General features: G+C 68.0%; 9 protein-coding genes. 4 read left to right on the top strand and 5 right to left on the bottom strand.

Features of this window, described 5'->3' with window-relative positions; all coding sequences use genetic code 11:
* Positions 1-37: 37 nt before the first annotated feature.
* The gene (locus AC56DV_RS05950; protein WP_496313377.1) at positions 38-778 is read right to left on the bottom strand and encodes an RNA pyrophosphohydrolase; all 741 of its coding nucleotides are present in this window, start codon (positions 776-778) and stop codon (positions 38-40) included.
* Positions 779-981: 203 nt separating this feature from the next.
* Here AC56DV_RS05950 and AC56DV_RS05945 point away from each other — a divergent pair, with 203 nt between their 5' ends.
* The 4 genes from AC56DV_RS05945 to AC56DV_RS05930 are packed head-to-tail and all read left to right on the top strand — an operon-like array spanning position 982 to position 6,310.
* Positions 982-2,721, top strand: a complete 1,740-nt coding sequence (locus AC56DV_RS05945; protein WP_496313376.1) for a proline--tRNA ligase — start codon at positions 982-984, stop codon at positions 2,719-2,721.
* Between the two features lie 56 nt (positions 2,722-2,777).
* Positions 2,778-3,386 (top strand): lytic transglycosylase domain-containing protein, encoded by a 609-nt coding sequence (locus tag AC56DV_RS05940; protein WP_496313827.1) that lies wholly within the window; start codon positions 2,778-2,780, stop codon positions 3,384-3,386.
* Between the two features lie 57 nt (positions 3,387-3,443).
* Positions 3,444-4,901: an alkaline phosphatase gene (locus AC56DV_RS05935; RefSeq protein ID WP_496313375.1), complete on the top strand. Its 1,458-nt coding sequence runs from the start codon at positions 3,444-3,446 to the stop codon at positions 4,899-4,901.
* 14 nt (positions 4,902-4,915) lie between these two features.
* Positions 4,916-6,310: an alkaline phosphatase gene (locus AC56DV_RS05930; protein WP_496313374.1), complete on the top strand. Its 1,395-nt coding sequence runs from the start codon at positions 4,916-4,918 to the stop codon at positions 6,308-6,310.
* A gap of 99 nt (positions 6,311-6,409) precedes the next feature.
* On the opposite strand, the gene AC56DV_RS05925 is transcribed toward AC56DV_RS05930, so the two are convergent.
* The 4 genes from AC56DV_RS05925 to AC56DV_RS05910 form a co-directional block, all read right to left on the bottom strand.
* Positions 6,410-6,790, bottom strand: coding sequence for an SWIB/MDM2 domain-containing protein (locus AC56DV_RS05925; protein WP_056392937.1), 381 nt, complete (start codon positions 6,788-6,790; stop codon positions 6,410-6,412).
* A gap of 192 nt (positions 6,791-6,982) precedes the next feature.
* Complete coding sequence (gene ffh / locus AC56DV_RS05920; protein ID WP_496313373.1) at positions 6,983-8,350, bottom strand: signal recognition particle protein; 1,368 nt, start codon at positions 8,348-8,350, stop codon at positions 6,983-6,985.
* A gap of 95 nt (positions 8,351-8,445) precedes the next feature.
* Entirely contained in the window at positions 8,446-9,780 is a 1,335-nt protein-coding gene (locus AC56DV_RS05915; RefSeq protein ID WP_496313372.1) for an NHL repeat-containing protein, read from the bottom strand.
* A 57-nt stretch (positions 9,781-9,837) separates the two neighbouring features.
* A complete protein-coding gene (locus AC56DV_RS05910; protein ID WP_496313371.1) occupies positions 9,838-12,156 on the bottom strand; it encodes an NHL repeat-containing protein in 2,319 nt (772 codons plus the stop codon).
* Positions 12,157-12,316 lie beyond the last annotated feature (160 nt).

The following is a 12,316-nucleotide window of genomic DNA, read 5'->3' as shown; positions in this document are numbered from 1 at the left end:
CTGACGTGAAAACGGACGCCGAGGCGTCCGTTTTGCTTTACTCCTGGCCCGGCAGCACGATGCGGGGCGCGTCGGCCGCGCAGTCGCAAGGATCGCCCCCCACCAGTTCCGGCGTACCCACTGCGGCGGCGGCGTTGGCGGCGTTGGCAGCCACCGCGGCGCTTGCCTTGTTGGCATTGTTGCTATTGCCGCCATTGCTACCATTGTTGTTGCCGCTGCCATTGCTGCCGCTATTCCTGGGCGCGTGCGGCTGGCGCAGGTAGCGCGACGTATGGTGGCGGTTGCCGTTGCCGTTGCCGTGCGCCGGCCACGTCAGGAAGCGCGACAGTTCCTGCAGCGCGCGCTGGTAGACGTCGCGCTTGAACTCGATCACCACGTCCAGCGGCACCCAGTACTCGTGCCAGCGCCAGGCGTCGAACTCGGGATGGTCGGTCAGGCGCAGGTTCACGTCGTTGTCGCGCGCGCACATGCGCAGCAGAAACCAGATCTGCTTCTGGCCACGGTAATGGCCCCGGATCTCGCGCTTGATGAAGTGGTCCGGCACCTCATAGCGCAGCCAGTCGCGGGTGCGGCCGACAATCTTGACGTGTTCCGCCCGCAATCCTATTTCTTCCTCAAGCTCCCTGTACATCGCCTGTTCAGGCGTTTCGCCGTACTTGATCCCGCCTTGCGGGAACTGCCATGAGTGCTCGCGCACCCGCTTGCCCCACCACACCTCGTTATGGGCGTTGAGCAGGATGATGCCGACGTTGGGCCGAAACCCTTCACGGTCGAGCATGTTGCACCTCAAACTTTCTGCTTGCAGTGCGTCCTTCTTATATTTTTGCCCACAAACCTGCGCGCCAGCCCGGTTTTCGGGGTACGAAAACCGTCGGCGGGCCATCTAATGAACGCATTTGTATAAAGTATGGACGCATCAGCCAGCTAATCCTTTAAAATTAGGTTGATTATAACTCTCTCTTTTTAAAAAGAATTCACCGTATGCGTGCCTCCCGATTTTTTATTTCAACTCTCAAAGAAGCGCCTGCCGACGCCGAGATCGTCAGCCACCAGCTGATGATGCGCGCGGGCATGATCAAGCGTCTGGGCTCCGGTATCTACACCTACATGCCGATGGGCCTGAAGGTGATCCGCAAGGTGGAAGCCATCGTGCGCGAAGAGATGAACAATGCCGCCGCCATTGAGCTGCTGATGCCGCTGGTGCAGCCGGCCGAGCTGTGGCAGGAGACCGGCCGCTGGGACAAGATGGGCGCCGAGCTGATGCGCGTGAAAGACCGCCACGGCCGCGAGTTCGCCATCCAGCCGACCTCCGAGGAAGTGATCACCGATGTTGTTCGTTCGGAAATTAAATCCTACAAGCAGCTTCCGTTGAATTTTTACCACATCCAGACCAAGTTCCGCGACGAACGCCGTCCGCGCTTCGGCCTGATGCGCGGCCGCGAGTTCACCATGAAGGACGCCTACTCCTTCGACCGCGACCTGGCCGGCATGCAGCAGTCGTACAAGGTGATGTTCGACGCCTACACCCGCATCTTCACTCGCTTTGGCCTGAAGTTCCGCGCGGTGGCGGCCGACAACGGCGCCATCGGCGGCACCGGTTCGCATGAATTCCACGTGATCGCCTCCACCGGCGAGGACGCGCTGGTGTACTGCCCGACCTCGGACTACGCGGCCAATATGGAAGCGGCCGAGGCGCTGGCCTCCGGCACCCGTCCCGCGCCCGGCGCCGAACTGGTGAAAACCGCCACGCCGAAAGCGGCCAAGTGCGAAGACGTGGCCAAGCTGCTGGGCACCGCGCTGAGCAACACGCTGAAGACGCTGGCGCTGACGGTCGAGCACGAAGGCAAGGACGGCAAAGCCGGCACCAAGGAATACTTCATGCTGCTGCTGCGCGGCGACCATGAGCTGAACGAGATCAAAGTGGGCAAGGTGCCCGGCCTGGCCAACCACCGCTTCTCCACCGAAGCGGAGATCCTGGAAGTGTACGGCTGCATCCCCGGCTACCTGGGCCCGATCGGCACCAAGGCGCCGGTCACCGTGGTGGCCGACCGCACCGTGGCCAACATGGCCGACTTCATCACCGGCGCCAACGAGGCGGACTTCCACTACACCGGCGCCAACTGGGGCCGCGACGTGGCCGAGCCTGCCATCGTGGCCGACCTGCGCAACGTGGTCGAGGGCGACCCTTCGCCGGACGGCAAGGGCGTGCTGGCGATCGAGCGCGGCATCGAAGTGGGCCACGTGTTCCAGCTGGGCACCGCTTACTCCGAGTCGATGAAGGCCACCTTCCTGGACGAGAACGGCAAGGCCGCGCCGCTGCAGATGGGCTGCTACGGCATCGGCATCACCCGCATCCTGGGCGCCGCCATCGAGCAGAACTTCGACGACAAGGGCATCATCTGGCCGACCTCGCTGGCGCCGTTCGAGCTGGTGCTGTGCCCGATGGGCTACGACCGCAGCGAGCTGGTCAAGGAAGAGACCGACAAGCTGTACGCCGCCGCGCAGGCAGCCGGCATCGACGTCATCGTGGACGACCGCGGCCTGCGCCCGGGCGCCATGTTCGCCGACTGGGAACTGATCGGCGTGCCGCACCGCGTGGTGATCGGCGAGCGCGGCCTGAAGGAAGGCAACCTGGAATACCAGGGCCGCCGCGATGCCGAAGCCACCGCCGTGCCGCTGGCCGAGGTGGTCGAGTTCATCAAAGGCAAAGTGCAGCAGTGAGCACCCTGAGCCATCAGCGCAAGGGCGCGGACAGGCGCCGGTTCTGGGCCCGCCCGCTGCGCTGGTGGCATGTGCTGGCGTTCTCGACCGGCGTGCTGAGCGCGCCGTTCGGCTTTGCCGGCAACCAGCAGGAAGAAGCGCTGGCCGACTCGGTGCGGCTGGCGCTGTCGAACGCCATCCTGGACGCCCGTCCGCCCAAACCCGCTTTCAGCAACGCGGCCGACCGCCAGCGCTACGAGCTGTGGCTGGCGCAGATGTCGGCGCGCCTGAAGCGCAAGCTGCCCGACGAGCAGCTGCGCACCGAGTTCCTGGAAACGGCATGGTACGAAGCGCGCCGCGCCGGACTGGAGCCGGGACTGGTGCTGGGGCTGATCCAGGTGGAATCGGCGTACCGCAAGTACGCGGTGTCGGTGGTGGGCGCGCGCGGCTATATGCAGGTGATGCCGTTCTGGACCAATGTGATCGGCGACAGCGACCGCCGCAAGCTGTTCAATATGCAGACCAATCTGCGCTACGGCTGCGCCATCCTGCGCATGTATATCGACATGGAGCGCGGCAACCTGTTCCTGGCGCTGGGCCGCTACAACGGCTCGCGCGGCCGGCCCGACTATCCGAACGCCGTGCTCGCGGCGTGGAACAACTGGAAGTACACCCCACCGATCTGATTCTCCGCAGCACCGTTTTCAGATAAGATGGCTGCCTTTGCAACTTGAAGGTGGGCCATGGAAAATCGGATTCAGCGTGCGGCGGCAGGGCTTGCCATAACCGCGCTTGCAGCAACCCTGGCTGGCTGTGCCGGCCCCGGCTCCCGCCCGGCCGGCCCGCAGGCCGATGCGCCGGTGCCGCCCGCCATGCCGGCTGAATCCACGGCGCTCAAGCACATCATTTTCCTGGTCGGCGACGGCATGGGCATCAACACGCTGACTGCCGCGCGCAACTATGCGGTGGGCGAGTCCGGCGACCTGGCGATCGATACGCTGCCTGAAGCGGCTTACGTCAAGACCTATTCCAACGACATGCAGGTGACCGACACGGCCGCCGCCATGTCGGCCTACATGACGGGCGTGAAGACCAATAACGGCCAGCTGGCCGTTACCGGTTGCGCAGCCCCTGGCAGCGCCGGCGGTTCGGCTGCGCCGCGCGCGCCGGCCACGCTGCTGGAGCTGGCGCGCAAGCGCGGCTGGGCGGCCGGCGTCGTCAACGCCGCCAGCGTGACCGATCCGCTGACCGCTGCGGGCTACGCGCACGCTTGCCAGGCCTCGCGCAACGAGGACATCGCCGCTGCGCTGGTGCCGGGCGGCGCGGGCTACAACGAACAGCTGGTGGGCGGCCTGGACGTGGTGCTGGGCGGCGGCGCGCAGCACTTCCAGAAGCGCGCCGACGGCCGCGACCTGCTGGCCGAACTGCGCGGCCAGGGCTACACGCCGGTGGCCGACGCGGCTGCGCTGCAGGCGCTCAAGCCGGTAGCGGGCCAGCGCGTACTGGGCCTGTTCAACGGCGCGGTGCACGCGCCATCGGCCAGCGCCGGTGCAGCGGCGGGCGCGCAGGCGAACGGCAAAGAGCCGTCGCTGCCGGCCATGACCTCGGCCGCCATCGACGTGCTGGCCAGCAGCGGCAAGGGCTTCTTCCTGGTGGTGGGCAACGGCCAGATCGGCCACGCGCAGCGCGCCTCGACCGCGCGCCGCGCGCTGGATGAAACCGTGGCGCTGGACGGCGCGCTGAAAACCGCGATCGACAAGATGCAGGCCATCGACCCCGGCCTGAAGCGCACCCTGATCGTCATGACCGCCAGCAGCGACAGCACCCTGATCCTGAACGGCTATTCGATCCGCACCGGCAAAACCACCGCCACCGAACCGGGCGTGCTGGGCCTGGTGCGCAAGTACACGGACGGCAAATACTACAAGGACCTGGACGACGTGCCCTACACCATCATCGGCTACGGCAACGGCGTGAACCGGGTCAAGGGCAGCCGCGCCGGCGGTTCGCTGCTGAGCGACGCCATCGTCACGGAACCGAACTACCGCCAGGAAGCAGTAGTGCGCATGGCGCCGGGCGCCACCACCAACGGCGGCACCGACGTCTACCTGGGCGCCATCGGCGCGCGCGCGGCGGACTTCCGCGGCACGATCGAGAACACCCAAGTGCATACGCTGATCAAGAACGCAGCCGGCTGGTAAAGGATTTATACGATATGAAACGCAACCTGATCACCGCGGCGCTGCTGGCCGCCGCCACCGCCGCCAACGTCCACGCGGGCGAAGCGAAGAACGTCATCTTCTTCCTCGGCGACGGCATGGGGCCGACCGCCATCACCGCCGCGCGCATCTACCAGTACAAGGAAGAGGGCCTGCTCAAGTTCGAGCGCCTGGAGCGCGTGGCGCGCATCAAGACCTATTCGCAGGACGCGCAAACCACCGACAGCGCGCCTTCCATGGGCTCCTACATGACCGGCGTGAAGATCCAGAACGAAGTGATCTCGATGTCGTCCGACACCAAGGCCATGGCGCCGAAGAAGGACGCGCACGGCAACCTCACCATCGACAGCTGCGCCGCCGGCAACGGCCGTCCCGCCGTGACGATACTGGAGCTGGCCAAGGCGCACGGCAAGGCCGTGGGCGCGGTCACCACCACCGAAGCGACGCACGCCACGCCGGCCTCCACCTACGCGCACAGCTGCCACCGCAACAGCGGCTACGCCATTGCCGCGCAGGCGGTGCCGGGCGGCGCGGGCTACAACCCGGCGCTGGGCGACGGCCTCGACGTGCTGATGGGCGGCGGCCGCCACCACTTCACGCCTTACAGCGCCGACAACACCAAGGGCCGCGCCGACGGCCGCGACCTGCTGGCCGAACTGGCCGCGCGCGGCTACGCGGTGGCCACCGACCGCACCCAGATGGAAGCGGCCCGGCCGGGCAAGAAGTTCATCGGCCTGTACGCCAAGGAGGACCACCTGGCCTATGAGCTGGAGCGCGGCGCGCGCAATCCGAAAGGCGAGGCGGCCACGCAGCCGTCGCTGTCGGAAATGACCTCCAAGGCCATCACGCTGCTCTCGGCCAGGCCGGAGGGCTTTTTCCTGATGGTCGAAGGCGGCAAAATCGACCACGGCCTGCACGACTCGAACGCCAAGCATGCCCTGGTGGACCTGGTGGCGTTCGACGACGCCGTCCAGACCGCCATCGACCGCATGCAGCTGCTCGATCCGGGCCTGCGCAACACGCTGATCGTCATCACTGCGGACCACGACCACACCTTGGCGTTCAACGGCACCGCGCGGCGCGGCAACCCGATCCTGGACATCGTGCGCAACGCGGACGGCACGCCGGCGCGCGACGCGGACGGCCGCACCTACACCGCGCTGGCCTTCGGCAACGGCCCGAACCGCCCCAACGAGCGCGCCGACGTGGCCAGCGACACCGCGCTGGGCGACCACTACCACCAGGAGACCGGCATCCGCATCAAGGGCGAAACGCACGGCGGCGGCGACGTCAAGCTGTACGCCACCGGCGCTGGCGCGCAGGCGTTCAAGGGGACCATGGAGAACACCAAGGTGTTCGATCTGATGAAGGCCGCCTTCGGCTTCAAGTAAAGGAATGACAGCAAAAGAGTAAAAAGCGCGGGACGAAAAAAAGGCCCCGGCCGCGTGTGGCGACGGGGGCTTTAGTGTGCGCTGCGCACCCGCAGGCTCTTATTTCAAGTGATCGGAGATCAGCTTGGTCATTTCGAACATGGATACTTGGGCTTTGCCGCCGAAAACGGCTTTGAGCTTGTCGTCTGCATTGATCATGCGGCGGTTGGCCGCGTCTTGCAGGTTCAGCTTCTTGATGTAGTCCCACACTTTCTTGGTCACTTCGGTACGCGGCAGCGGGGAGGCGCCTACCACGGCGGCCAGCGAAGCCGATGGGGTCAGTTCCTTCATGAAGGCGGCGTTCGGTTTGCGTGGTGCTGCTGCTTTCTTGGCGGCGGCTGGTTTGGCGGCGGCGGTTTTAGCCGGAGCTGCTTTTTTGGCCGCAGGCTTTGCTGCTGCTTTCTTTGCTGGTGCTGCTGGGGTTTTCTTGGCTGTTGCCATATTCGAGCCTCCTTAACGAACACAGGGAAAAGTTGCGCAATTCAATCGCACGGCTAATATTGGTGGGGATTTGCCGACTATGCAAGTGTTTTTCGTGTTTTTTCTCGGAAACGCCACGCAAGGGCAAAGGAAGCGCAAAGGGGCCAGGGTTAATTAAATAACCCTGGCCCCTTTTTGCCGCGCCGCACCGGATTAGCGCAGGCCCGGCATCATGCCCTTCATCGAGCGCATCATCTTCATCATGCCGCCGCCGGAGAGTTTTTTCATCATGGTCTGCATCTGTTCGAACTGGTTCAGCATGCGGTTCACTTCCTGCACCTGCACGCCGGCGCCGGCCGCGATGCGGCGCTTGCGGGTGGCTTTGATCAGGTCCGGCTTGGCGCGTTCGGCCGGCGTCATCGAGTCGATGATGCCGACCATGCGGCGCACCTGCTTGTCGGCCTGGTCCATGTTGGCACCGCCGGCCGCCTGCTGGAACTGGGCCGGCAGCTTGTCGACCAGGCTGGCCATGCCGCCCATTTTCTTCATCTGGCCCAGCTGCGCCTTGAAGTCGTTCATGTCGAACTTGCCGCCGGATTTGACCTTCGCGGCCAGGTCGGCGGCCGCCTTGGCGTCCACTCCCTTGCGCGCTTCTTCCACCAGCGCCATGATGTCGCCCATGCCCAGCACGCGGCTGGCCATGCGCGCCGCGTCGAACGGCTCCAGGCCGTCGAGCTTTTCGGACACGCCGGCGAACTTGATCGGCTTGCCCGTCACGTGGCGCACCGACAGCGCGGCGCCGCCGCGCGAGTCGCCGTCCAGCTTGGTCAGCACGATGCCGGTCAGCGGCAGCGCGTCGTTGAAGGCCTTGGCGGTGTTGATGGCGTCCTGGCCCAGCATGGCGTCGACCACGAACAGGGTTTCGATCGGCTTGACCGCCGCGTGCACGGCGGCGATTTCCTTCATCATCTCTTCGTCGATGCCGAGGCGGCCGGCGGTGTCGATGATCAGCACGTCGTGGTAATGCTTCTTGGCCCAGTCCAGCGCGGCCAGCGCGATGTCGACCGGCTTGTCCTGCGCGGTGGAAGGGAAGAAGTCGGCGCCGACCTGGCCGGTCACCGATTGCAGCTGGGCGATCGCGGCGGGACGGTACACGTCGGCCGAGACGGTCAGCACTTTCTTCTTCTTTTCTTCCTTCAGGTATTTGGCCAGCTTGCCGACGGTGGTGGTCTTACCCACACCCTGCAGGCCGGCCATCAGGATGATGGCGGGCGGCTGCTGGGCGAACGACAGCTGCGACGCTTCCGGACCGAGGTCGGCGCCCATCAGGGCGGCCAGCTCGCGCTGCACCACGCCCACCAGGGCCTGGCCCGGCGAGAGCGAGGACAGCACTTCTTCGCCGAGGGCTTTTTCCTTGACCTTGGCGATGAACTCGCGCACGGCCGGCAGGGCGACGTCGGCCTCCAGCAGCGCCATGCGCACTTCGCGCAGCATGTCGGCGGTGTTGGCTTCGGTCAGGCGCGCCTCGCCGCGCATGGTCTTGACGACCTTGGCAAGGCGCTGGGTCAGATTGTCTAGCATGGTCAACCTACTAATTAATATGCATGGTCCGGCGGCAGGCCGGAAAGGCGCCATTTTACCGCATCGCACCGGCACACGGTGCGATGCGGGCCGGGTCAGTTCGGCAGCAGCAGGCGCAGCACGGCCGCGCCGGAGATCAGCGCGAAGCTGTTCGGACCGGTCGGCACGATGGCGGCCGGGTGCTCCAGCCCGGCCGGCAGCGCCGTCAAGCGCGTGCCCAGCGCGCCGGGCACGCCCGCCACGACCGACTTGTTGCCGGCGGCGTCGGTGGCGTAGATGACGTTCTGCACCGCGTCGGCGCTGTAGACCTTGCCGTCCGGCGCCGCCTTCAGGCCGGCCGGCAGCGCGGCCACCGTGCTCACCATCGCCTGCGGCGTGATGCGGCGGATCTTGTCGTTGTCGCTGACAAACAGGTTGCCGTTCACGTCGATGCCTTCCAGCGTCGGCGCGAAGAAGGTGACGGCGGCGCCGGTGCCATCGGTCGAGGTGGAAGCGCCGGCGGCGGCCGGTACAGAGGCACCGGCGAACAGGCTGACCTTGCCGTCCTGCGCGACCTTGTACAGCGCGCCGCCCTTGGGCGAGGACAGGCTGCTCCACGGCCACTTCGCCGACACGAACAGGTTGCCGTCCGCATCGGCGAACACGGCGGTGGGTTTCATCGTGAAGGCCGGGTCGGCCACGACGGTGGTGGTGGCGCCGTCCGGCGCGATTTTGCGCAGCCACAGGCCGTGTGGCTCCTCGTTGCGCGAGTTGCCGATCTGGGCGCTGCTGCTGTCGCCGTCGGCGTGGCCGAACTGGATGCCGGGCCGGGTGCGCGTGACGACGTTGCCGGCGGGATCGACCTGGCGGATCGCGCTGGGCGGGATGGGGATGGCGCCGCCCAGGTCTTCGCCGTCGGCCAGCACCAGGTTGCCGTTGCTGTCGGTGTCCATGGCGGCGATCTTGTTGAAGCGCGCCGCGCTGCCGCTGCCGTCGATCAGGCCGCTTCCGCCCAGCGAGCCGGCCAGCAGGGCCAGGCCGGTGCGCTGGCGCGGGTCGGGCGTGAGCGCCAGCCTGGCGCTGGCGCTCACGCCGCCCGAGGTGGCGGTGATGGTCACCGGCGTGATGGCGGCCACGGCCGCCGCCGGCGGCGTGTAGGTGACGCTGGCGCCACTGGCCGCCGACAGCGTGCCGGGGCTGCCGCCGGCCAGCGTCCAGCTGACCGCCGCGTTGTGGCCCAGCACGGCGGTCAAGGTCACCGGCTTGTTGCCGAGTATGCGGCTGGCCGGCATGGACAGGCTGACGGTTTGCGCCTGCGGCGGCGTGACCTCGGGGGGCGGCACGGCGGACGAGTCACCGCCGCCGCAGGCGCCCAGCACGAGCAGCCCGGCCACGGCCGCCAATGCGGCTGCGCGCGGCAGCCGCGGGAGGCGTGTGTAATTAGAAATCAAGTTGAACTCCGGGGACAAGGCAGGGAGGGCGGGCAGCGCGGCTGCCCGCGATGTGGATTATTGTGGCAGCACCAGGCGCAGCACGGCGCCGCCGGAAATGACCACCAGCACGCCGGGGCCGGCGCTGGCCACGGCCGGGGTGTAGTCCAGGCCGCCGGGCAGGGCGCCCAGCTGCGTGCCGGCCACGCCGGTCACGCCGGCCACCACGCTCTGGGTGCCGTCCGGCCTGGTGCGCAGCACGGTGTAGTTGCCGGGCGTGTAGCGGTTGCCGTCGGGGGCGTTCAGCAGGCCGTCCGGCAGCGCGGCGATGGTGGTGACCACGGCGGCCGGCGTGATCTTGCGGTACACCGGCACGGCCGGCGTGGCCTGGGTGTACTCGGCGACGTACAGGTTGCCGGCGCCGTCGATGCCGGCCAGCGTGGGGTAATGGAAGCGCGCCGCGATGCCGGTGCCGTCCAGGCGCTCCGGGTCGCCGGCGGTGTAGTTCTCGGTTCCGGCAAACAGCACCGGCAGGCCGTCCGGGCCGATCTTGAAGATCGCGCCGCCGCGGCCCGGCACCACGCCCACGCGCGAAGGATGGCTGGACAGGTAGGCGTTGCCGCCATTGTCGACCGCGATGCCGGTGGTGGTGCGCTGCAGCGCGTCGTAGCGGAAGCGCGTAGTGACGGTGCCGTCCGGCGCGATCTTGCGCAGCGCCAGGCCGTAAGGCTCGGGGAAGCTGGCGCTGACGTTGCCGGTCAGGTCGGCCACGTAGACGTTGCCGAGCGCGTCCACCGTCAGCAGCGACGGATTCTTGAAGCGCGCGGCGGCGCCCGGGCCGTCGGCTTCGGTGCCGCTGTCGGCGGCGGCGCCGGCCAGCAGCGATAGGCCGGGCGTGCCGGGCGACGGCAGCACCATGAAGCTGACCACCTTGCCGGCGCCGCCGGCGCTGACCAGGATGGACACATTGGCGGCCACGTCCAGGCTGGCCGGCGGCGTGTAAGTTACGCTGGGGCCGGTGCCGGCCGACAGGCTGCCGGGCGAGCCGGCCAGCAGCTGCCAGCCGGCGACGGCGGCGTGGCCGGCCTGCGCGGTCAGGGTCACCGGCGCGCCGCCGGCCAGCACCGGCACGGTGGGCGCGCCGACGTCGAGGGTGGGCGGCGTGTACGGGATGCGCGGCAAGGTCAGCTTGACGATGCGCTGGCCCGAGAACAGCGCGTACGTGTAGGGTCCGGTGGGAATCAGGCCGACCGGGCCGGACAGCAGGCCGGGCAGCTCGCCCAGCACTTCGCCGCCCTGGCCGCTGACGCCTGCCACGATGGTGCGGCCGCCGCTGGGGTTGCTGCGGTAGACCACGCCTTCCGGCGGGGCGGTGTGGTACAGCTCGGTGCTGCCGTCGGCCTGCGTGGTCAGCACCTCGACGGGTGCGCTGATGGTGCTGACCACGCCGGCCGGCGTGATCTTGCGGTAGGGCTGGCTGGGCGAGGTCGACGTGCGCGCGTCGGACAGGTAGATATTGTCCTCGGCGTCGAAGCCGGCCAGGACAGGGGCGTTAAAGCGGGCCGTTGCCAGCGGGCCGTCCACCAGCGCGTCGCTGGCGGTCTTGTCGTGCGGCGCCACGCCGGCCACCAGCACCGGCTTGCCGTCCGCGCCTAGCTTATACAGGGCGCCGCCGTAGGCATCCAGGTGCATCAGCGAGTGGCGCGCGCCGGTGGTCAGGTAGACGGTGCCGTTGCGGTCGGCCCCGATGCTGGTGACCGAGACCGGGAAGCCGGGCGCCAGGTCATTGCCGGTCGACAGCGTGGTGACCACGCCGGCCGTGCTCACGCGGCGCACGCTGAAGCGGTTTTCCTGGGACGGCTGGCCGTCCTGGTCGATCACGTACAGCGCGCCGTCCGGCGCGCTGGCCATCAACTGCGGGCGGCTGAAGCGGGCCGCCGCGCCCTGGCCGTCGATGGCGGGGGCGCCGTCGGTGGGGCCGGTGCGCCCGGCCACCAGGCTCAGGCCGGGCTGGCCGGGGTCGGGATACAAGGTCAGCTTCAGCGTTTTGCTCAGGCTGCCCACGGTGGCGTTGACGGTGACCTGGGTGATGGCGGCCACGGCGGCCGGCGGCACATAGCTGACGGCGGCGCCGCTGGCGGCCGACAGGCTGCCGGGGCTGCCCGCCGCCAGGGTCCAGGCCGGCGCCGCGCCGGTGGCGGTGGTGGCGGCCAGGCCGATGGACTTGCCGCCGGCCACGGTCTGCCATACCGGCGCCGAGACCGCCAGGGTTTCGGCGACGGCGGGCGGGGTGGGGCCGGGGCTGGTGGTGGAACCGCCGCCGCCGCCGCAGGCGCTCAGCGCGAGCAGCGAGGCCAGCAGCGCGGCGCGCCGCAACGGGGAGAAAGGCTGGGTCATGGGAACTCCGGGATTGAAGGGGGCGACAGGGCAAAGGGGCAAAAAGGGCAATATTGCCCCGACTGTAACCCGCCGCGCCGCCGCACAATCTCACGGATTGTCACCCGGGCGCTGCAGTTTTGTAACGAAGCGTGACGGCGCGGCGAAAAAATTGTTCTGG

It is taken from the genome of Massilia sp. BGA-UO-ETr-WB1 (assembly GCF_059567845.1).
The sequence above is the reverse complement of the archived record's forward strand: the minus strand, read 5'-3'. Positions and strand labels throughout refer to the sequence as shown.